Genomic DNA, 19,981 nt, shown 5'->3' on the forward strand with positions numbered 1-19,981 from the left:
CTCAAGCTCCCCCAGCTACCGCTGGGAGGTGCCCCCTGGAGGGGCTGATTTCGGCCCGTCCGGCGCTTGAGGACACGCCCGAAGGGCGTCCGGGGTCCAGGGGCGAAGCCCTTGCCACGCGGCGGAGCCGCATATCGATGCTGCGGGAAGGGGCGGGGAGGGGAGCAGCCCGCCGCAGGCGCTGACACCCGCCGGGCACCCCGTAGGCGCCGGTCACCCCGTGACCGGCGCCTTTCGCATGCCCTGAGGACTCCCTGGGCGGCCCCCGAGCACCCCCTGAGCCCCCTCTGAGCGGCACCTGAGCACCCCGAACCACCCCCCAAAACGGACATAACCCATATAAAACGGCCGAATTCCTCTACCTCAACTGAGGTAGGCGGAATTCGGCCGTTTGGTGTGCCCGGAATTCCTGCAATTGAGGTACGCAGATTTCAGCCAGGCGTACGGCGATTCCGACCGCGGTCACTCCCTAATGTCGTGAAGCGAAAGGACAAGCCCCGAAGGAGCTCCAATCGATGCACAGAGTTCTCGTCGTGGAGCACCACCCACTGGTGTTGAGTGCTCTCGCCGATCTCGTTGTCGAGGAGCCCGGACTGGAGCTATCCGGAATTGCAGGGTCGGCCCGAGAAGCAATTTCTCTGGCCAATCACATGCAGCCGGATGTGGTGCTGATCGACGTGGATGAGCCCAGCTGGCAAGCGCAGCGGTTGGTCCGCCTGATCGGCGAACTCCTACCGTCCGCGCGGATTGTCCGGCTGACCGCAGTCTCCGACCCGCAGATGGAATGTCTGGAATCTCCGACGAACAACCCCAGCGTCCTGAAAACCGCAGTACCCGATTTGCTCAGGAGCATCTCCGAATGAATTCCCCCATGGACCAGAACAACGCCCCGACCACCGAGACCAAGCGTGCGCCGCGCTCGCAGCGTCTCCGCTTCGGTATCGCCGCGGCCGTCGTCGCTGCTGCTGCCGTGGGTGGCACGGTCACCGCTTTCGCGGTGAACAACTCCGACGGCCAGTCGGCCACCACCACCTCCGCCGCCAAGGCCTCCGGCGCGGGCGCCGAGGGCCCCCTGTCCACCAAGAAGGGCGACATCGTCGACTCCGACGGTAAGAAGGTCGTCCTGACCGGTGTGAACTGGTTCGGTTTCGAGACCGGCACCTACGCGCCGCACGGCCTGTGGACCCGTAGCTGGGAGTCGATGCTGGACCAGATGGCCAAGCAGGGCTTCAACACCATGCGGCTGCCGTACGCGAACGACATGTTCAAGTCGTCCGCCAAGCCCGACGGCATCGATTACCACAAGAACCCCGATCTGAAGGGCCTCACCCCCCAGCAGATCATGGACAAGATCGTCAAGGGTGCCACCGACCGTGGTATCCGGGTGATCCTGGACCAGCACCGTCCGGACCAGTACGGCCAGAGTGAGCTGTGGCACTCCCAGAGCCTCTCCGAGAAGCAGTGGATGGACGACTGGGTCAAGCTGGCCAAGCGCTACAAGAACAACGACCGGGTGATCGGCGCCGACCTGCACAATGAGCCGCGTGGCCAGGCCACGTGGGGCGACGGCAACCCGAAGACCGACTGGCAGCTGGCGGCCACCAAGGCCGGTAACGCCATCCACAAGGTCAACAAGAACTGGCTGATCTTCGTCGAGGGTACGGACCGCCACAAGAACGAGCAGTTCTGGTGGGGCGGTGACCTCCAGGGTGTGAAGAAGCACCCGGTGAAGCTCAGCGAGCCGAACAAGGTCGTCTACTCGGCCCACGACTACGGTCCGGGCGTCTACAACCAGAACTGGTTCATGGCGAAGGACTTCCCGAAGAACATGCCGGCCATCTGGGAGAAGCACTGGGCGTACATCAAGAAGCAGAACATCGCCCCGCTGCTGCTCGGTGAGTTCGGTGGTAAGAAGACCGCCGGTAAGAGCTCCGAGGCCGTCTGGCAGAACGCCCTGATGGACTACCTCAAGAAGCACCAGATCAGCTACACCTACTGGACCTGGAACCCGGACTCGGGTGACACCGGCGGTGTGCTGAAGAACGACTGGAAGACGATCGACAAGAACAAGATGAAGATGCTGGCCAAGTACCAGACGCCGCTCCTGGAGGCGAAGAAGGGGAAGTAAGTCGGAGTAACCCCTTCGGTACACCGCCGATGACCACATAGCTGATCACGGCGTTGGCAAGCAGCGAGGGCCCGCAGGCAGTGCCGCCTGCGGGCCCTCGTCTTGTGTTTTTCCCCGGAAGGGAAGCGGGGCGGCTGCCCGGTGGGTTTCCTTCCCGGGCCGCGGACCGCGCCCGCGGACCGGCCCCCCACCCCCAGGGAGGCCGATGATGAAGCCCCATCCGGCGACCGGCCGGCTGCTCTTCCCCCTGGTCGCGCTCGCCGTGATCCTGGCCGACCAGCTGAGCAAGGCGATGGCGCTGGCCGCCTGGAGCGGCACCGCGGGGCCGCAGGCCCGGTTCGGGCCGTTCTGCGCGCTGCTGGTGCGCAACACCGGGGTGGCTTTCGGGCTGGGCCAGAGCCGGCCCGCGCTGATCGTGGTGATCACGCTCGCGGGCGCGGTGGCCACGCTGGGCGCGGCCGGTGCCGGGCTGCGGGTCCGCGGCCGGGGCGCGGCGCTGGGCCTGGGGCTGATCGCCGGGGGAGCGATGGGCAACGGGGCCGACCGGATGATCCGGTCCCCGGGCCCGCTGCGCGGCGCCGTCATCGACTGGATCACGCTGGACGCCCGGGGGCCGGTCTTCAACCTCGCCGATGTGGCCCTGATCACCGGGACCCTGCTCACCGCCGCCCTGCTGCTGCGCAGACCCTCGCGCACGTACGAACGGACCGCCCGCCCGGGCACGAGCGGCCCGGGTACGGGGCTCGATCCGGTGGCCGTCAGCCTCCCGCCTTGTGCACCGCGCCCTGATCGGCGTCCCGATCCGCCCCCGGCGCCGTCCCGGGGACCGTCTCCGTCGGCATCGCCTCATTCGTCACAGCCTCGTTCGGCATCGCCTCCGGAGGCACCGTCTCCGTCCCCGGGATCGGCTCCTGCGGCGCCCCCTCCGTCCCCGGCTCCCGGCTCTCCCGCTCCGAGAGGGACTCCGCGAAGTCCCTGAGCCGGTCCAGCACCGCCTCGTCGATCGTCGCGCGGGCGGCCAGCGCCTCGCTGATCCGCTGGTAGACGGCGAGCTCCCGGGCGCAACGGTGGCACTCGGCCACATGGGTGCGCACCAGGGCCGCGGCCGGGGCGTCCAGCTCCCCGTCCAGATACGACTGGAGCATCGGCGCGCCCAGCGGACATCGTGTGCTCCGGAGCCGTCCGGTGGTCCGCGTGGTCCCCGTGGTGCGTGTGGTCCGCCACCATGTCCACCTGCTCATGCGCCACCTCGCTCCGATTCCACTCCCGCGGCCAGCAGCTGGTTCCGGATCCGCTTGCGCGCCCGGTGCAGCCTGCTCATCACCGTCCCCTTGGGGACGTCCAGCACCTGTGCGGCCTCCGCGTACGACAGTCCGTCCACATGCACCAGCCGCACCACCTGCTGGTCCCGCAGCGGAAGCGCCGTGAACGCGGCGTCCACGGCCTCGTCGAACGTCGTGTCCACCACCAGCTCCTCCGGTGTCGCGTCCCGGGCCGGGACCAGCCGCTCCAGCTCCGTGTCCGGGTCGTCGAGCAGCCGGGGCCGGCGCTGGCGGCGCCGGCTGACCTCCGCATGCCGCATGATCGTCAGCAGCCAGGCCCGTGGATGTCTCCCGTCAAAACGGCCGACTGCCCGGTACGCCCGTAGTAACGTGTCCTGCACGAGATCCTCGGCGTCGGCTCGCTGGGTGGTCAGTGACATGGCCACGCGCAGCAGCACCTCGACCTCGGGCAGCACATACTGAGCGAACATGCGCTGCTGATGGGCGTCCGGGTCAGCTGGCTCCACGGAGTGCCTCCTCGGATCCGGACCCCCCCGGGGGGACGCGAAGCACGACATATCACACTCTGTGTAACATCTCGCTCACCGCGCCGCATGGGTTGATCGGCGATCCGAGTGGCAGGTCGGACGTCTCGGATGGCAGGTCAGACGTTCAGGGAGACCAGGCGCTTTCCCTCGGCCGTACGGACCTCGAAGCGTTCGATGTCGGAGCGCTTCATGCCCGCGCCGCCGTGCGCCCACAGCGGACCTCTCGCCTCCGCCTTGGGGCTGTCCTCGATCCCGTAGCCCCACTCGGGCACGGACCAGGTCATCATCGTCTGCTCGTGGCCGTCCTTGGAGACCGCGATCAGGCTGCAGTCCAGGGGGCCCTTGAGGTTCTTCAGCCGGAGGACGGCGTCGGTGCCCCACATCTTGTCCTCCAGCGCGACCGCCGCGTTCACCTTGGTGTCCGGGTCGGTGCCCTGCACCTTGTCGGGCATTCCGGCGAAGAGGGCGCTCTCGCTGGGGGCGGCCGTGACGGAGCTGTCCGAGCCGCCGGAGGTGACCGCGATCGTGCCGACCGGGCCGCCGACGATCAGCACCGCCGCCGCCGCGACCAGGTAGAGACCGCGCCGCCGCCGCTTGGCGCGGAACGCCGCGACCTCGCCGGCCATCCGGTTGAACAGGGCCGGGCCGGGGCGCGCGGTGAGGGTCTCGATGGCGTTGGGAGTGGCGCTGAAGGCATGCGGAGTGTGGCCCGTGAGCTGGGTCCGCCCGGGGCTGCCGTGGATCCCGGGGATGTCGGCGGCCAGATCGGCCAGCAGTGGTTCCAGTCCGGTCAGCTCGTCCAGTTGCCGTCCGCACTGGTCGCAGCCGGCCAGATGCTCCTCGAAATAGGTGGCGTCCGCCTCGTCGAGCACGCCGAGCACATACGCGCCAACGGCGTCGTGTCCCGGGTGGTGCGTCTGCGCTGTCATGCCGTTACTCCTCTCTCCTCGAGCGCGAGCTTCATCGAGCGCAGCGCGTAGAAAACCCGGGACCGTACCGTCCCGCTGGGTATGCCGAGGGTCTGGGCCGCCTCGTTGACGGTCCGTCCCTTGAAGTAGGTCTCGACCAGCACCTCGCGATGGGCGTCGCTGAGGTCCTGCATCGCGTCGGTCAGGGTCATGAGCCGCAGTGCACGGTCGATCTCGTCCTCCGCGGGCATGAGTTCCAACGGGGAGGGGTCGACCTCCTGCGGCCGGGCCTGCCGGCTGCGGTGTCCGTCGATCACGATCCGCCGGGCGACGGTGACCAGCCAGGGCCGGATGGAGCCGGTGGCCCGGGACAGCTGGTCGGCGTTCCGCCAGGCGCGCACCAGGGTCTCCTGGACGACGTCCTCCGCACGGTGCCGGTCGCCCGCGACCAGACGCAGTACGAACGCGAGCAACGGCCCCGCGTGCTCCTCGTAGAGCGCGCGCATGAGTCGCTCGTCCGGCGTACCACGCCTGGATCTTGACGGACGCTCATCGGCCACGGCGGCGTCGTCGTGCACCTGAACCTCCAGGACCTGACCTGAGTTGGACAACATCAACGGACGACTCCCGGTCTGAGCCCCGGGGGGGATCGGCGGCCATGTCGGCCTCTTCCCCCTTCACTACGCACGGGGGGAGGCAGCCGCTCAACGCGTCGCGAAGAAATTCCGATCAGGCGTCAGGGGCGGGTGTCGGGGGTCAGGGGTGAGGTGCGGGCGCGGGTCAAGAGACCATCGCGTCCAGCAGCAGGGGCTGCACCTTGCCGTCGAGCATCGCGCCGAGCCCCTCGACCGCGCAGACGTCGGGGTGGTCGGCGATGTTCAGCGGCATGCCGGTGGCCTCGCGCAGCATCGTGTCGAACCCGGGCAGCACCGCGCTGCCGCCCGCCAGCATGATGCCGCGGTCGGCGAGGTCGGCCACCAGATCGGGCGGGCAGCGGCGCAGCACCGTGCCGATGGCGTCCAGCACCCCGGTCAGCGGGGTGCGGATGGCGGTCCGTACGCCCTCGACATCGATCCGTACGGTCCGGGCGAGCCCGGTGGCCACGTCACGGCCGTGCACCTCGGTGCTCTGTACGACCGGGGCGCCGTCCGGGCCGCCCGCGCTGTCCTTGACGATCAGATGCAGCGGGTGGACGGCCTGGCTGGGCAGCATCAGCGCGTGCTCGTTGCGCAGATGCTGGATGACGGCGTGGTCCACGGTCTCGCCGCCCACCGGGACCCGCTCGGCGGCCACGATCGAGCCCAGCGACAGGACCGCGACCTGGGTGGTGGCCGCGCCGCACACCACGATCATCGTCGCCTCGGGCCGTTCCACCGGCAGACCGCAGCCCACGGCGGCGGCGATCAGGGTGTCCACCAGCTCGACCCGCTTGGCGCCGATCCCGGTGAGCGTCTCCATGGCGGCGCGCTGGGCGAGCGGATCGGCGTCGTGCTGGACGCAGACGGCGGCGCTCACCAGCGGGCGGCGCCGCCAGGCGCGGCGCAGCTTGTTGCCCAGCAGCAGCCGCAGCATCCGCTGGGCCATCTCGATGTCCACGACGGTGCCGTTGGAGACCGGCCGGACCACCCGGATGTGCGCGGGCGTCCGCCCGGTCATCCGCTGCGCCAGCGTGCCGACCGCGATCAGCCCGCCGGTGTGGGTGTTCACGGCGGCCACGGTCGGCTCGTCGACGATGAGCCCGGTGCGCCTGAGGTAGACGCGCGTCCTGGCCGCGCCGAGGTCGACGGCGATGGAGCAGCGGCGCAGTGCCTCGAGGCTGATGGTCATGGCAGGTCTCCCCTGTGGGCGGTGTGGCGGGCCGCCGCCCGGCGGCCCTCCGCTCTCATCGTGTGGGGACGATCAGGCCCGCTGCCCGTGGGGCTGAGCCGGTCGGGGGAGCGAATGCCCTCCGGGCTCTGTGGTGGATCTTCGCGACCCGCGACGCCCGGCACGGCGCCTCCCGGTTGCGGCTGGACCGCTGGGGTCCGGCCCCGCCGCCCGGCGCCTGCCCCCTGCGACCGCTGGGCCGCCCCGTGCATCGGATGCCGGATGCCCCGGGGGCCAGCCGCTGGTGTCGCGGGCGCGAAGATCCACCGAACAGGACCTGGGCTGGCCCGGGGCGGCTATTTCGCGTCCGCGTAGCACTCCACCGCCGCCATGGTGAAGGGGAACCGCACCGGGGTCGGTCCGAAGGCGATCCGGCCGGCCGTCTCACCCGCCTCGGCGATCGCCTCCCGGACCGCGTCGGCCTCCGTCTCGGGGCAGTGCACGATCACCTCGTCGTGCTGGAAGAAGACGATCTCCGCGCGCAGCCCCGCACCGGTCAGCGAGCGCCGCAGCGCGGCGAGCATCAGCAGGGCCCAGTCGGCGGCGCTGCCCTGCACCACGAAGTTCCGGGTGAAGCGGCCCCGGGCGCGGGCGCTCGCGCTGCTGCCGTACGACGGCTCCTCCTGGTCCCGCGGCAGCCCCGCCTCGTCGGCCGTCTCCTCGGCGGCGCCGCCCGCGGGCGGGCAGGTGCGGCCCAGCCAGGTGCGCACCAGCCGGCCCTCCTCACCCGCGCGGGCCGCCTCGTCCACATACGCCACCGCCGCCGGGAAGCGCCGCCGCAGGGCCGCGAGGTGCTTCAGGCCGTCGCCGGAGGTCTGGCCGTAGACCGCGCCCAGCAGCGCCAGCTTGGCCTGGTCGCGCCGGCCGGAGAAGGCGCGGTCGGACAGCGTCGCGTACAGGTCCCGGCCGCTGCCCGCGACCTCCATCAGCCCGGGGTCGCGGGAGATCGCGGCGAGCACCCGGGGCTCCATCTGGTCGGCGTCGGCCACCACCAGCCGCCAGCCCGGATCGGCCACCACCGCGCGCCGCACCACCTTGGGGATCTGGAGCGCCCCGCCGCCGTTGGTGGTCCAGCGGCCGGAGACGGTGCCGCCGGGCAGGTACTCGGGGCGGAAGCGGCCCTCGCGCACCCAGGACTGGAGCCAGGCCCAGCCGTGGGCGGTGTGCAGCCGGTAGAGCTTCTTGTAGCGCAGCAGCGGCTCCACGGCGGGGTGGTCGATCCGCTCCAGCTCCCAGGCGCGGGTCGAGCCCAGTGCGATGCCCGCGCGGGCGAACGCCTTGACGACCTCGGCGGGCAGATCGGGCCGCACCCGGGTGCCGAAGGCGCGCGACACCTCGTCGGCCAGCTCGGCCAGGCGCCGCGGCTCCAGACCGCCCGGATAGCGCTCGCCGAGCAGCTCGTCCAGCAGCTCCCGGTGGCGGTCGGCGCGCCAGGGCACCCCGGCGCGCCGCATCTCGGCGGCGATCAGCATCCCGGCGGACTCGGCGGTGGTCAGCAGCCGCATCCGGTCCGGGTGCTCGGCCGCGTCCGTACGGACCAGCTGGCCCGCGTACACCTCGAGCAGCGCGTCCAGCGGATCGGTGCCCGGCGGCAGCGGCGGCGGACCGGGCTCGAACAGCGACGGCTGGCCCCCGGCCGCCCGGGGCGGCGGGTCCTCGGGGACGGGCAGCCCGCGCAGCCGCGCCCGGGCGGCGGCGAGCGAACGCGGTGCGCCCGAGCGCCCCTCGTGGCCGAGGAGGAGCGCCTCGGCCGCCTCGATGTCATAGGCCCGCTCGACCCGGACCCCGGCGGCCAGCAGCCGCGGATAGACCTCGGCGGTGGACCGCCACACCCACCGGTCGGCCTCGGGGCGGGACCGCACGGCCCCGGCGATCCCGCCCTGCTCCGCCGTGACCTCGACGACCGGTCCGGCGGCCTTTCCCCCGGGGTCGAGCGGGCAGAGACGAACACCCCCGTGGTCCGTCTCCGCCGCCGCCCATCTCATGCCCGGGATTCTGGCAGGGGGGTCTGACAACGCTCCGGTGTCCGAGGCCCGCTCAACCCTTAGGGGGACCCGGACGTCATTCATGACGACTGCTCTTCTTCACTCCGGGCAGAAGATCCCGGGTGTCGGGTGATCATGCCGATACGCATGGTGCACGTGCATCTGCTTGTGCATCCACCTGCGCATACGCAGATGCATTTGCCCATGCATTCGCAAAGGAACGCGGCTATGATCCCGGACAGTTGACAGCTGCACGCATGCACGAACGTGGAGAAGCCCTGTGCGCGACCACCCCTACAACGGCATGGCGGCCGCGGACCTCCGGGGAGTCGTCTGGCAGAAGAGCAGACACAGCAACTCCCAGGGGTCGTGTGTCGAGTTCGCCAAGCTGCCCGGTGGGGACGTGGCCGTCCGCAACTCCCGGTTCCCCGACGGACCGGCGCTGATCTACACCCCGGCCGAGGTCGAGGCGATGCTGCTCGGGGCCAAGGACGGCGAGTTCGACCATCTGGGGCACGATCCGGCAGGTCTGGGCTGATCGCCGCGGACGCGCGACACTGGTAGTGGCGATCGGGGGGACCCGACCCATGTGAGACGGCGATGAACGGCTCGGTCCGCGTCGGACGTGTACTCGGGGTACCACTGCGGATGCACTGGAGCGTCCCGGTGCTGATCGTGCTGCTCGCCTACGGGCTCGGCCGCGAGACGCTGCCCGCGTGGACCCCCGGCCGGACCGGTGCCGTCTACGCCGTCGCCAGCGTCGTCGGCGCCGTGCTGCTGATGGGCAGCCTGCTGCTGCACGAGGCCGCGCACGCGGTCGCCGCTCGCAGAAGGGGCGTCTCGGTGGAGGACGTGACGCTCTGGGCGCTTGGCGGCATGACCAAGATGGGACGGCCCCGCACCGCCGGGGTCGCGTTCTGGGTGGCCGTCATCGGGCCGCTCACCAGCCTGGTCATCGGCGGTGTCGCGGTCGGCGCGGGGATCGGGGTGCACGCGCTCACCGGATGGGGTGTGCCCACGGCCGTGCTGATCTGGCTGGGCTGGGCCAATCTGCTGCTGGGCGTCTTCAATCTGCTGCCCGCCGCGCCGCTGGACGGCGGACGGGTGGTGCAGGCCGTGATCTGGTGGCGCACCGGGGACCGGGAGCGCGCCGAGCGGGCGGCGGGGCGCAGCGGCCAGATTCTCGGTGTGGTGCTCATCGCCGCCGGCTGGATCTCCTTCCTGCGCGGGAACAACGGCGGGCTGTGGCTCTCGCTCATCGGCCTCTTCATGGTGATCATCGCCAACGCGGAGCGGCAGCGGGCCGGGGTCAACACGGCGCTGCGCGGGGTGCGGGTGGTGGACGCGATGTCGGCGCCGGTGGCCGCCGGGGCCGACTGGCTGACCGTGGAGCGGTTCATCGACGAGGTGGCGGCCCACGCCCGGCATTCGGTGATGCCGCTGCTGGACTTCGAGGGACGGCCGAGCGGGGTCGTCCAGCTGCGCGCGCTCGCGTCGGTGCCGGCCGAGGCCCGGGAGGAGCGGCGGGTGCGCGATGTGGCGATACCGCTGGCGCGGTGCACCGTGGCCGAGCCCGATGAGCTGCTGAGCGAGGTGCTGGAGCGGGCGCGTCCGGGTGGCGGCGCGCTGCCGGTGCTGGTGGTGGACCACGGGCAGCTGGAGGGGATCGTCACGATGCACGATGTGAACCGGCTCTTCCAGCTGCACGGCCTGGGCATCACCACGGCCCCACCGGAGTCCACCCGCCCGTGACGCGCGGTGGCGTATCCCTACGGGTCCTGCGCGCCCTACGGTGCTACGCGCTCTACGGGTCCTGCACGCCCTACGGGTCCTGCGCGCCCCTACGCGTCGGGGAGCCGGAAGACGGCCCAGACGATCTTGCCGCGAGGGGTGCCCGCCAGCGGCTGCCAGCCCCAGCCGTCCGTGAAGGACTCCACCAGATGGAGCCCGCGCCCGGACTCCTCGCCGCAGCCCGCCTCACCGGCCACCGGCCCGACCTCGCTGGGGTCGCGTACGGCGCACACCAGCCGTGAGGGGCCGCGCATCAGATGGAGCCGCACCGGCCGCTCCGGTTCACCGCCGGTCGACGCGGTGCCGGACAGGGCGTGCCGGAGGGCGTTGGTGACCAGTTCGGAGACGACGAGCGCCACTTCGTCGAGGAGTTCGGGGATGTTCCACTGCCGCAGGGTGGAGCCGGTGAACTGCCGGGCCCCCTTGACCGCTTCGTAGCGGGCGGGCAGGGCGCAGGAGACGGATCCGGAGACGGCGGAGGGATCGATGGCGGCAAGCCCTTGCCACAAGGGTTCCAGCAGGGTCGAACCTTCGCTCCCCATGCGAGCACTCCTGCATCCGTGGCCGTGACGAACTCTGGCCAGATTTCGTACCAGCTAGCACGTGCGCACACCCTATGGTTCCGAATGCGCACGTCAGATGCAAGGGCAAATGCACGTGCACGCGGGCCGGTTGGTCCGATCCGCTCGGTTTTGCCGGTATTTCTGACTCCGTACACTGGCGTGCGTCATCGGGTTGAGTAACGACGCGCCTACGGCGTGAAGCCCGAACAGTGGCAGACTTCGCCCTCAGGGGCTGCGGGGGCGCCGTTCGCAAGGATGCTTTCCGTACAGGGAGGATCGCGGAAATGGCCGCAGGCGAGTCGAGTGGATCGGTGGTGCGCCGCATCCTCCTGGGCTCTCAACTCAGGCGGTTGCGCGAGGACCGCGGCATCACCCGCGAGGCGGCGGGCTACTCGATCCGGGCTTCCGAATCCAAGATCAGCCGGATGGAGCTGGGCCGGGTGAGCTTCAAGGCGCGGGACATCGAGGATCTGCTGACGCTGTACGGGGTCACCGACGACGCCGAGCGCGCGGCACTGCTCGGCCTCGCCCGCGAGGCCAATGTCGCCGGGTGGTGGCACAGCTACGGCGATGTGCTCCCCGGCTGGTTCCAGACCTATGTCGGCCTGGAGGGCGCCGCCTCCGACATCGCCTGCTACGAGGTCCAGTTCATCCACGGTCTGCTGCAGACCGAGGGCTACGCCCACGCCGTGGTCACCCGCGGTCAGCCGCAGGCGTGCTCCGACGAGGTGGACCGGCGGGTGGCGCTGCGGCTGGAGCGGCAGAAGCTGCTGGTCTCCGAGCGCGCTCCGGCGTTCCACGTGGTCCTGGACGAGGCCGCGCTGCACCGCCCGTACGGCGGGCGCGGCGTGATGGCCGCCCAGCTGCGCCATCTGATCACGGTCTCCGAACAGCAGAACGTGAGGCTCCAGGTGATGCCGTTCTCCTTCGGCGGGCACGCGGGGGAGAGCGGGGCGTTCACCCGGCTGCGCTTCCCCGAGTCCGACCTCCCCGACATCGTCTATCTGGAGCAGCTCACCAGCGCGCTCTATCTGGACAAGCGCGATGAAGTCTCGCTGTACGAGCGGGTGTTGGAGCGACTCAGTGCGGACAGCCTCTCTCCTGAGGAGAGCCGGGATTTGCTCCGGGGACTCCTTCGCGATGCCTGACCCGTCAGTACGATGACGTGTCGTCAGGAATACCCCCCACACGTGCGCGGCTGTCGGGGACCGGCACCGCGTCCTGAAGATAGGGATGGCATGTCCTACTTCTCCGAGTTGGCCCTTCAGTTCATCGACGGCGAGTGGCGCGGCGGATGCGGTTCCTGGGACATCGTCGACTTCAACCCCTATAACGGGGAGAAGCTGGCCTCCATCACCGTGGCGACCGTCGAGGAGGTGGACCTGGCCTACCGGGCGGCCGAGCGGGCGCAGCCGGAGTGGGGCGCCACCAACCCCTACGCCCGGCGGGCGGTGTTCGAGCGGGCGCTGCGGATCATCGAGGACCGGGAGAAGGAGCTCTCCGAGACGATCATCGCGGAGTGCGGCGGCACCCATGTGAAGGCGGGCTTCGAGCTGCACCTCGCCAAGGAGTTCCTGCGCGAGGCGATCCAGCTGGCGCTGCGGCCCGAGGGCCGCATCCTGCCGTCGCCGGTGGACGGCAAGGAGAACCGCCTCTACCGGCTGCCGGTGGGCGTGGTCGGCGTCATCAGCCCGTTCAACTTCCCCTTCCTGCTGTCGCTGAAGTCGGTGGCACCCGCGCTGGCCCTCGGCAACGCCGTCGTCCTCAAGCCGCACCAGAACACCCCGGTCTGCGGCGGCGGTCTGGTCGCCAGGATCTTCGAGGAGGCCGGGCTGCCCGCCGGGCTGCTCAATGTCGTGGTCACCGACATAGCGGAGATCGGCGACGCCCTGATCGAGCACCCCATACCGAAGGTGATCTCCTTCACCGGCTCGGACAAGGTCGGCCGGCACGTCGCCACCGTGGCCGCCTCCCACTTCAAGCGCACGGTCCTGGAGCTGGGCGGCAACAGCGCGCTGGTCGTGCTGGACGACGCCGACCTGGACTACGCGGTGGACGCGGCCGTCTTCAGCCGCTTCGTCCACCAGGGGCAGGTCTGCATGGCGGCCAACCGGGTGCTGGTGGACCGGGCGGTCGAGCGGGAGTTCACGAGGAAGTTCGTGGCCAAGGTGGCGACCCTGAAGGTGGGCGATCCGGTCGACCCCACCACGCACATCGGCCCGCTGATCAACGAGGGCCAGGCCGAGGCGATCACCCAGCTCGTGGACCAGACGATCGCCGAGGGCGCCACCGCGCTGGTGCGCGGGCGGACCGAGGGCACCCTGATGGGGCCGACCGTGCTCAGCGGGGTCCCGGAGGGCTCGGCGATCCTCGGCCAGGAGATCTTCGGCCCGGTGGTGACGCTGATTCCGTTCGACGGCGACGACGAGGCCGTACAGATCGCCAATGACACGGACTACGGGCTCAGCGGGGCCGTGCACACCGCCGATATAGAGCGCGGGGTGCGGTTCGCCCGGCGGATCCGCACCGGGATGATCCATGTGAACGACAGCACGGTCCACGACGAGCCGATCGTGCCGTTCGGCGGGGAGAAGCACTCCGGTCTCGGGCGGCTCAACGGGGAGTCGATGATCGAGGACTTCACCACCACCAAGTGGATCTCCATCCAGCACGGCCGGAGCCAGTTCCCGTTCTGAAGGAACGGGGTCCGCTCGCGGACAGAAGCTGACCGCAAGCCTTCCTAACGTGGGGTTCGTCGAAGGGCACCGGACCCGGGCGCCCTCCAGATGAGAGGCGGCAGCCATGCCCGTGATCGTGAACCCCGAGGCCTGTCAGAACGAGTGCGGCGCGCTGCTGGCGTACCTGGACGCACAGCGCGGCGGCATCCGGCGCTCGGTGCACGGCCTGACCGAGGAGCAGGCCCGCAGCGTCCCCAGCGCGAGCGCGCTCTCGCTGGCCGGGGTGCTCAAGCACGTGGTCACGGGCGAGCGCGGCTGGCTGCGCGTCCTCCAGGGCAAGGCGGGGGACCCCAAGGACCAGATGGCCGAGTGGGAGCACACCTTCGAGCCCACAGAGGACGAGACGGTGGAGGCGCTGCTCGCGCTGTACGACGAGGTGGCGCGGGAGACCGACGAGGCCGTACGGGCCCTGCCGTCGCTGGACGAGACGTTCGAGGCGCTCCGGCTCCCGTGGGACGAGGGCGGCACCCGCACCTGGCGCTGGGCGGTCCTGCACCTGATCGAGGAGGTGGCCCGGCACGCGGGTCACGCCGACGTCATCCGCGAGACGATCGACGGCAAGGGCGCCTTCGACCTCGTCTTCGAGACGGGGGCGATGCCGGAGCCCGACTGGTCGGTCCTGGAGCGGTGATCCGTCCGGCCCGCCGACCCCCTAGCCTGGTCACCGCGGGGGTCGGGACCAGGATGGAGACGAGCGGGCGATGTCAGCGATCCGGCTGCTGGTGCTGGGGGCCGTGCGTCAGCACGGGCGGGCGCACGGCTATCAGGTCCGTAACGACCTGGAGTTCTGGGGCGCGCACGAGTGGTCCAACGCCAAACCCGGGTCCATCTACCACGCGCTGAAGCAGATGGCGAAGCAAGGGCTGATGCGCGCGCACGACGTCGCGCCGAGCACGGTCGGCGGGCCGCCACGGACCGAGTACGAGCTGACCGAGGCGGGCGAGGAGGAGTACTTCCGGCTGCTGCGGGAGGCCCTGCTGCGCCATGACCAGAAGATCGACGAGCTGACGGCCGGGGTGGGTTTCATCGTGGACCTGCCCCGGGACGAGGCGATCGCCCTGCTCAAGCGGCGGGTGGCGGCGCTGGAGGAGTGGCGGGCCGAGGTGACCCGGCACTGGACGCCATCGGACGGCACCCCCGAGGAGTGGGGCCATATCGGCGAGATCATGAAGTTCTGGGTGCACTCGGCGGACAGCGGGGCGGAGTGGACCCGTGGGCTGATCGAGCGGCTCGAGGGCGGGGCGTATGTGATGGCGGGCGAGGGGGAGCGCTCGGTGGAGGTGCTGCCGGACGGCGTCACCAACCCGTACGCCGAAGCGCCCGGCGCGGACTGAGGCACCACCATGCGGATCGAGGGCGGCTGACGGCCGCCGCTCTGTCTCAATCGAGCGTAATCAAGTTTGACTAGCTGGAGCTCGGGCAGTACCTTCCGGCATGCGTAGTCAAACTTGACTACGTGGTGCGGAGAAGAGCGTGAGGGAGAGGGGAAGACCTTGGCCGACAGCGATCCCGCGATCGTCGTCGAGGGGCTGCGGAAGACCTACCGGGACAAACAGGCCCTCGCCGGACTCGACCTGACCGTCCCGCCGGGCACCGTGCACGCCGTGCTCGGCCCCAACGGCGCGGGCAAGACCACCTGCGTACGGATCCTGGCCACCCTGCTGCGGCCCGACGGCGGCCGGGCCGAGGTCGCCGGGTACGACGTGCTGCGCGACCCCGACGAGGTCCGCTACCGCATCGGACTCGTCGGCCAGCACGCGGCGGTGGACGAGGAGCTGAGCGGACGGCAGAACCTGGAGATGTTCGGCCGCCTCTACCACCTGGGCGGCCGCCGGGCGGCGGCCCGCGCGGACGAACTGCTGGAGCGGTTCGGCCTCGCCGGAACCGGCACCAAGGCCGTCGGCCGGTACAGCGGCGGGATGCGCCGCCGGCTGGACCTCGCGGCGAGCCTCATCATGCGGCCGCGGATCCTCTTCCTGGACGAGCCGACCACCGGGCTCGACCCCCGGGGCCGTACGGAGGTGTGGAACGCGGTCCGCTCGCTGGTGGACGGCGGTACGACCGTGCTGCTCACCACCCAGTACCTGGAGGAGGCGGACCAACTCGCCGACCGCGTCTGCGTGATCGACGGCGGACGGGCCATCGCCGACGGGACCGCCGACGAGCTCAAGGCCCGGCTCGGCGGGGACCGGATCGAGGTGGTGCTGCGCGACGCGGGCCAACTGAGCGCCGCCGCCTCGGTCGTGGCCACGGCGACCGGCGCCGCCGAGGTCGGGACCGACCCCGACCGGCGGCGGCTCGGCGCGCGGGTCACCGACCGGGTGACCGCGCTGACGGAGACCGTAAGGGCGCTGGCGGCGGCCGGGATCGAGGCGGAGGACATCGTGCTGCGCCGCCCCACGCTCGACGAGGTCTTCCTGCGCCTCACCGGGGAGCCGGGCACGGAGGACGCGGCCACGACGGACACCGCCGAGGAGGAGACCCTCGTATGACCACCGCGACCCTCACCGACTCCTGGACCATGACCCGCCGCGGACTCGCCCATTGGGCCCGGCAGCCCGTCCAGGTGGCCGTCCAGCTGGTCTTCCCGGTGATGATGCTGGTGATGTTCGCCTACTTCCTCGGCGGCGGGATGACCGTCCCGGGCGGTGGCGACTACAAGGAGTACCTGGTGCCGGGCACGTTCGCGCTCACCATGGTGTTCGGCCTCGAAGGGACGATGCTCGCCATCACCCAGGACCTCAACAAGGGCGTCATCGACCGCTTCCGCTCGATGCCGATGGCCCGCTCGGCGGTCCTGGTCGGGCGCAGCGTGCTGGACATGCTCCAGTCGGCGCTCGGGCTGCTCGTCCTCCTCGGGGTCGGGCTCGCGATGGGCTGGCGCTGGCACGGCGGGCCCGGCGACGCGCTGCTCGCCGTAGGGCTGCTGCTGTGGCTGCGCTTCGCGATGCTGTGGCTCGGCATCTTCCTGGGCATGGCCGCCGGACGCCCGGAGATGGTGCAGGCCGTACAGATCCTGGTCTGGCCGGTGGGCTTCCTCTCCAACGTCTTCGCCTCGCCGGAGACCATGCCCGGCTGGCTCGGCGCGGTGGCGGTCTGGAACCCGATGTCGGCGACGGCCACCGCGATCCGCGAGCTGTTCGGCGGCCCCGGGGGCGGTGGCGACTCCTGGGCCGCGGACCACGCCCAACTCCTCGCCGTCTGCTGGCCGCTGGCGCTGATCGCGGTCTTCCTCCCGGTCGCGGTGCGGCGTTACGGGCGGCTCAGCCGCTGACGGCACCGCCCCCGGATCCGCAAGCCGCGCGGGTCACACCTCCACCGGTCGTCGCCAGTTGCGGATACGGTGCAGGTATGGGGAACGACAGGTCGGGCACGGGGGCGGAGACGGCGAGCGGGCCCGGATACGCCCTGCTGCTCGCCGCCGGCCCGGCCGGCAAACAGCGACTGATGGCCGCGGCCGCCGCGTTGCCCCAGCTCGCCGCCGTATCCCCGGCGGCGCTGCTGGGCACGCCCGGCGGCGCCAGCGTCGTCCAACTCGTGGACCCGGTCGACCCGCAGACCGTGCTGACGCATCTGCGGACCGCCGCCGCGCACCCGGGCCCGGTGCTGGTCCATCTCGCGGGCCAGCTCACCCTCGACGCCAAACAGCGGCTGCCGCACCTGGCGTTGGCTCGTACGACGCCGAGGACCGCCCGCTACACGGCGCTGCCCTGGCACTGGCTGGCCGCCGAACTCGGCCGGCGGCCGCCGGGCAGCACCGTCGTGGTCGCCGACCTGGTGGCCGACGAGACGGCCTGGCCACCGCTGAGCACCGCCGGCCCGTCCGCCCTCGCGGCCGGACTGACCCTCTACGGCACGGTGGCGCCCGCCCCGTCCAAGCGGCGGCTCGCGACGCCGGACTACAGCCGGGCGTTCGCCGGACTGCTGCGGTCCGCCGCCGAACGCCCACCACTCGCACTGCTCCACCAGCGCGCCGTTCTGGAGGCCGGGCTGGGCCCCGGCCCCGAACTGCTCCTGGACGGCTCGGGGCCGGGCGAGACGTACCCGCCCCCGGACGCCGCTTCCGGCGTGGCGGCCGCCGCACGGGCCGGGCAGGCCGGACCGGGCGAGGCCACCGGGTCGGGCGGACTGGTGGCGGCCTCCCCGCCGCCCATGCCGCCCGCCCCTCCAGAATCGTTCCGCCCCGTCGGCCGGCCACCGGCACCCCCGCCGCCACGCGCCCCCGCGCCCCCGCCGCCCGGGTGGGCGCCCGTGGCCGATCCGCTCGCCTCGACGCACGCGGCGATATTCGAGGCGGCCAACGCGGGGCGGCACAGCGAGGCGGCCTCGATGGCGGCCGCCTGGGAGCAGGAGGCGCTCCGGACGGCCGGTCCCCGGTCCGACGAGGCGATCCACTGGCTTGAGGTCCGCGCCGATCTCTCCCGTATCGCCGGGGACCCGGCCCGCGCCTGCGAACTGTGGCTCGCGGTGGCCGACGCGCGGCTGGGCAACGGGGAACCGGTCGAGCACCCCGAGGTCGAGGGGGCCGTGGACCGGGCGCACCACCAGTGGCAGTTCGTGGCGGACCGGGTCAGGGCCGGTGCCCTCGCCCCGCTGCTGATCGAGCTGCGGGGCCGGGTGCCCGGCCGCAGACCCGGTGCGCTGGAGGCGGTACGGCGCCGGGCCGAACTGCTCAGGGCCCCGGCCGGGACGCCCTGACCGCCGTCGCCCCCGGCCCGCACGCGCTGACCGCCGTAGCCCCCAGGACCGGAGACGCCGGGCTCAGTGATGGAACGCCTTGACGACCTTCCCCATGGGCGCGGACTGTGACCGCAGCTCCGGCAGCAGCGACCCCAGGTCGCCCAGGAAGAGATCGGCGAGGTCCTCCGAGAAGCCGTTGCGGCACACCACCCGCAGTACGGACAGGTCCTCCCGGTTGGGCGGGAAGGTGTACGCGGGCACCAGCCAGCCGCGTTCGCGCAGCCGCCGGGAGACGTCGTAGACGTCGAAGCCGCGGATCCCCTCCGCCGTGGTGAACGCGAACACCGGCAGCTGATCGCCGCGGCTGAGCATGGTGAAGTCCCCGAACGCCTCGATCCGCTCGGCGAGCGAGCGCGCCACATCGCGGGTCTGCTGCTGGACGGCGCGGTAGCCCTCCCGGCCCAGCCGTACGAAGGTGTAGTACTGGGCGGCCACCTGGGAGCCGGGGCGGGAGAAGTTGAGCGAGAACGTGGGCATATTGCCGCCGAGGTAGTCGACGCGGAAGACCAGCTCCTCGGGCAGCGCGTCCGCCGTACGCCACAGCGCCCATCCCACCCCGGGGTAGACCAGGCCGTACTTGTGGCCCGAGGTGTTGATGGAGGCGACCCGCGGCAGCTGGAAGTCCCACACCAGGTCCGGGTCGAGGAACGGCGCGACCATCGCGCCCGAGGCGCCGTCCACGTGCACCGGGATGTCCAGGCCCGTGCGCTCCTGGAGGTCGTCCAGCGCCCGGCACACCTCGGCGACGGGTTCGTAGGAGCCGTCGAAGGTGGAGCCGAGGACCGCGACGACCCCGATGGTGTTCTCGTCGCACAGCTCGGCGGCGGCCCGGGGATCGAGGTGGTACCGGTCGCCCTCCATGGGCACCTGCCGGGCCTCCACCTCCCAGAAGTCGCAGAACTTCTCCCAGCACACCTGGACATTGGTGCCCATGACCAGATTGGGCCGGGCGGTGGCCGGATAGCTCACCGGGTTCCGCTTGGCCCAGCGCCGCTTGAAGGCCATTCCGGCCAGCATGCACGCCTCGCTCGACCCCGTGGTGGAGCAGCCCACGACCGCGTCCGGGTCGGGGGCGTGCCACAGATGGCCGAGCATGGTCACGCACCGCCGCTCCAGTTCGGCGGTGCGCGGATACTCATCCTTGTCGATCATGTTCTTGGCGAAGCAGTCGGACATCAGCCGGCCCGCCTGCGGCTCCATCCACGTGGTGACGAACGTGGCGAGGTTCTGGCGGGCGTTGCCGTCCAGCATCAGCTCGTCATGGACGAACTGATACGCCGTCGTGGGCGCCATCGGCCCGTCCGGGAGGCAGTGGCGCGGGGGCCTGCCGGTCATTCCGCTGACCGGATTGGCCTCGCCATAGAGCGGATTGATGGAGAAATCGGGGCATTCGTCGAGGTCGCGTCGGCCGGGAGTGCCTTTGTGAAGTGCCACCTTCGTTAAATTAGGGGC

At 71.3% G+C, this 19,981-nt stretch carries 19 protein-coding genes and 1 pseudogene; 12 read left to right on the forward strand and 8 right to left on the reverse strand.

What is annotated here, in order from left to right:
- Positions 1 to 515 precede the first annotated feature (515 nt).
- The 3 genes from LIV37_RS27315 (at position 516) to LIV37_RS27325 (ending at position 3,107) form a co-directional block, all read left to right on the forward strand.
- Positions 516 to 863, forward strand: a complete 348-nt coding sequence (locus LIV37_RS27315; protein WP_020870319.1) for a response regulator — start codon at positions 516 to 518, stop codon at positions 861 to 863.
- Between the two features lie 8 nt (positions 864 to 871).
- Positions 872 to 2,128, forward strand: coding sequence for a glycoside hydrolase family 5 protein (locus LIV37_RS27320; protein WP_020870320.1), 1,257 nt, complete (start codon positions 872 to 874; stop codon positions 2,126 to 2,128).
- 208 nt (positions 2,129 to 2,336) lie between these two features.
- The gene (locus tag LIV37_RS27325) at positions 2,337 to 3,107 is read left to right on the forward strand and encodes a signal peptidase II (RefSeq protein ID WP_158634882.1); all 771 of its coding nucleotides are present in this window, start codon (positions 2,337 to 2,339) and stop codon (positions 3,105 to 3,107) included.
- 91 nt (positions 3,108 to 3,198) lie between these two features.
- On the opposite strand, the pseudogene LIV37_RS52660 reads toward LIV37_RS27325, so the two are convergent.
- From LIV37_RS52660 to LIV37_RS27350, 6 genes and pseudogenes are all read right to left on the reverse strand, one after another.
- Positions 3,199 to 3,369: pseudogene (locus tag LIV37_RS52660) on the reverse strand (zf-HC2 domain-containing protein); the annotation flags it as partial.
- Entirely contained in the window at positions 3,366 to 3,917 is a 552-nt protein-coding gene (locus tag LIV37_RS27330) for an RNA polymerase sigma factor (protein ID WP_020870322.1), read from the reverse strand. The gene LIV37_RS27330 and the pseudogene LIV37_RS52660, both read right to left, overlap by 4 nt.
- Before the next feature lie 137 nt (positions 3,918 to 4,054).
- Positions 4,055 to 4,867, reverse strand: a complete 813-nt coding sequence (locus LIV37_RS27335) for a zf-HC2 domain-containing protein (RefSeq protein ID WP_020870323.1) — start codon at positions 4,865 to 4,867, stop codon at positions 4,055 to 4,057.
- The gene (locus LIV37_RS27340; RefSeq protein WP_078956802.1) at positions 4,864 to 5,460 is read right to left on the reverse strand and encodes a sigma-70 family RNA polymerase sigma factor; all 597 of its coding nucleotides are present in this window, start codon (positions 5,458 to 5,460) and stop codon (positions 4,864 to 4,866) included. The genes LIV37_RS27335 and LIV37_RS27340 overlap by 4 nt, the downstream gene beginning before the upstream one ends.
- Before the next feature lie 166 nt (positions 5,461 to 5,626).
- On the reverse strand, positions 5,627 to 6,673 hold the full coding sequence (locus LIV37_RS27345) for a rod shape-determining protein (RefSeq protein WP_020870325.1): 1,047 nt from the start codon (positions 6,671 to 6,673) through the stop codon (positions 5,627 to 5,629).
- 335 nt (positions 6,674 to 7,008) lie between these two features.
- Positions 7,009 to 8,697 carry a bifunctional 3'-5' exonuclease/DNA polymerase gene (locus LIV37_RS27350; RefSeq protein WP_020870326.1) on the reverse strand — a complete coding sequence of 563 codons (1,689 nt, stop codon included), beginning with the start codon at positions 8,695 to 8,697 and terminating at the stop codon, positions 7,009 to 7,011.
- Between the two features lie 304 nt (positions 8,698 to 9,001).
- Between LIV37_RS27350 and LIV37_RS27355 the strand changes: the two genes are divergently transcribed.
- Positions 9,002 to 9,235: a DUF397 domain-containing protein gene (locus LIV37_RS27355; RefSeq protein WP_121825241.1), complete on the forward strand. Its 234-nt coding sequence runs from the start codon at positions 9,002 to 9,004 to the stop codon at positions 9,233 to 9,235.
- A 62-nt stretch (positions 9,236 to 9,297) separates the two neighbouring features.
- Positions 9,298 to 10,449, forward strand: a complete 1,152-nt coding sequence (locus LIV37_RS27360) for a site-2 protease family protein (RefSeq protein WP_020870328.1) — start codon at positions 9,298 to 9,300, stop codon at positions 10,447 to 10,449.
- An 89-nt stretch (positions 10,450 to 10,538) separates the two neighbouring features.
- Here LIV37_RS27360 and LIV37_RS27365 read toward each other — a convergent pair whose 3' ends face one another.
- Entirely contained in the window at positions 10,539 to 11,030 is a 492-nt protein-coding gene (locus tag LIV37_RS27365) for an ATP-binding protein (RefSeq protein ID WP_020870329.1), read from the reverse strand.
- 305 nt (positions 11,031 to 11,335) lie between these two features.
- On the opposite strand from LIV37_RS27365, the gene LIV37_RS27370 reads away from it, so the two are divergent.
- The 7 genes from LIV37_RS27370 to LIV37_RS27400 all read left to right on the forward strand — a co-directional run bounded on the left by LIV37_RS27370 (position 11,336) and on the right by LIV37_RS27400 (position 18,487).
- A complete protein-coding gene (locus tag LIV37_RS27370) occupies positions 11,336 to 12,199 on the forward strand; it encodes a helix-turn-helix domain-containing protein (protein ID WP_020870330.1) in 864 nt (287 codons plus the stop codon).
- 90 nt (positions 12,200 to 12,289) lie between these two features.
- Positions 12,290 to 13,747 carry an aldehyde dehydrogenase family protein gene (locus LIV37_RS27375; protein WP_020870331.1) on the forward strand — a complete coding sequence of 486 codons (1,458 nt, stop codon included), beginning with the start codon at positions 12,290 to 12,292 and terminating at the stop codon, positions 13,745 to 13,747.
- Positions 13,748 to 13,853: 106 nt separating this feature from the next.
- Positions 13,854 to 14,420 (forward strand): DinB family protein, encoded by a 567-nt coding sequence (locus LIV37_RS27380; protein ID WP_020870332.1) that lies wholly within the window; start codon positions 13,854 to 13,856, stop codon positions 14,418 to 14,420.
- 70 nt (positions 14,421 to 14,490) lie between these two features.
- On the forward strand, positions 14,491 to 15,123 hold the full coding sequence (locus LIV37_RS27385) for a PadR family transcriptional regulator (protein WP_020870333.1): 633 nt from the start codon (positions 14,491 to 14,493) through the stop codon (positions 15,121 to 15,123).
- A 159-nt stretch (positions 15,124 to 15,282) separates the two neighbouring features.
- Positions 15,283 to 16,281, forward strand: coding sequence for a daunorubicin/doxorubicin resistance ABC transporter ATP-binding protein DrrA (locus LIV37_RS27390; protein ID WP_020870334.1), 999 nt, complete (start codon positions 15,283 to 15,285; stop codon positions 16,279 to 16,281).
- The gene (locus LIV37_RS27395; RefSeq protein WP_020870335.1) at positions 16,278 to 17,063 is read left to right on the forward strand and encodes an ABC transporter permease; all 786 of its coding nucleotides are present in this window, start codon (positions 16,278 to 16,280) and stop codon (positions 17,061 to 17,063) included. Before LIV37_RS27390 ends, LIV37_RS27395 begins: the two co-directional genes overlap by 4 nt.
- Before the next feature lie 77 nt (positions 17,064 to 17,140).
- Positions 17,141 to 18,487, forward strand: coding sequence for a hypothetical protein (locus LIV37_RS27400; protein ID WP_020870336.1), 1,347 nt, complete (start codon positions 17,141 to 17,143; stop codon positions 18,485 to 18,487).
- A gap of 63 nt (positions 18,488 to 18,550) precedes the next feature.
- On the opposite strand, the gene gad is transcribed toward LIV37_RS27400, so the two are convergent.
- On the reverse strand, positions 18,551 to 19,963 hold the full coding sequence (gene gad, locus LIV37_RS27405) for a glutamate decarboxylase (protein WP_121824449.1): 1,413 nt from the start codon (positions 19,961 to 19,963) through the stop codon (positions 18,551 to 18,553).
- Positions 19,964 to 19,981 lie beyond the last annotated feature (18 nt).

This window comes from Streptomyces rapamycinicus NRRL 5491 (genome assembly GCF_024298965.1).
Classification (GTDB): domain Bacteria; phylum Actinomycetota; class Actinomycetes; order Streptomycetales; family Streptomycetaceae; genus Streptomyces; species Streptomyces rapamycinicus.

Coding starts and splice junctions, on each gene's coding strand:
- LIV37_RS27395 (WP_020870335.1), top strand. CDS start 16,278: ATGACCACCGCGACCCTCACCGACTCCTGGACCATGACCCGCCGCGGA.
- LIV37_RS27345 (WP_020870325.1), bottom strand. CDS start 6,673: ATGACCATCAGCCTCGAGGCACTGCGCCGCTGCTCCATCGCCGTCGAC.
- LIV37_RS27375 (WP_020870331.1), top strand. CDS start 12,290: ATGTCCTACTTCTCCGAGTTGGCCCTTCAGTTCATCGACGGCGAGTGG.
- LIV37_RS27335 (WP_020870323.1), bottom strand. CDS start 4,867: ATGACAGCGCAGACGCACCACCCGGGACACGACGCCGTTGGCGCGTAT.
- LIV37_RS27340 (WP_078956802.1), bottom strand. CDS start 5,460: ATGTTGTCCAACTCAGGTCAGGTCCTGGAGGTTCAGGTGCACGACGAC.
- LIV37_RS27360 (WP_020870328.1), top strand. CDS start 9,298: ATGAACGGCTCGGTCCGCGTCGGACGTGTACTCGGGGTACCACTGCGG.
- LIV37_RS27370 (WP_020870330.1), top strand. CDS start 11,336: ATGGCCGCAGGCGAGTCGAGTGGATCGGTGGTGCGCCGCATCCTCCTG.
- LIV37_RS27320 (WP_020870320.1), top strand. CDS start 872: ATGGACCAGAACAACGCCCCGACCACCGAGACCAAGCGTGCGCCGCGC.
- LIV37_RS27365 (WP_020870329.1), bottom strand. CDS start 11,030: ATGGGGAGCGAAGGTTCGACCCTGCTGGAACCCTTGTGGCAAGGGCTT.
- LIV37_RS27355 (WP_121825241.1), top strand. CDS start 9,002: ATGGCGGCCGCGGACCTCCGGGGAGTCGTCTGGCAGAAGAGCAGACAC.
- LIV37_RS27400 (WP_020870336.1), top strand. CDS start 17,141: ATGGGGAACGACAGGTCGGGCACGGGGGCGGAGACGGCGAGCGGGCCC.
- LIV37_RS27325 (WP_158634882.1), top strand. CDS start 2,337: ATGAAGCCCCATCCGGCGACCGGCCGGCTGCTCTTCCCCCTGGTCGCG.
- LIV37_RS27385 (WP_020870333.1), top strand. CDS start 14,491: ATGTCAGCGATCCGGCTGCTGGTGCTGGGGGCCGTGCGTCAGCACGGG.
- LIV37_RS27315 (WP_020870319.1), top strand. CDS start 516: ATGCACAGAGTTCTCGTCGTGGAGCACCACCCACTGGTGTTGAGTGCT.
- LIV37_RS27380 (WP_020870332.1), top strand. CDS start 13,854: ATGCCCGTGATCGTGAACCCCGAGGCCTGTCAGAACGAGTGCGGCGCG.
- LIV37_RS27350 (WP_020870326.1), bottom strand. CDS start 8,697: ATGAGATGGGCGGCGGCGGAGACGGACCACGGGGGTGTTCGTCTCTGC.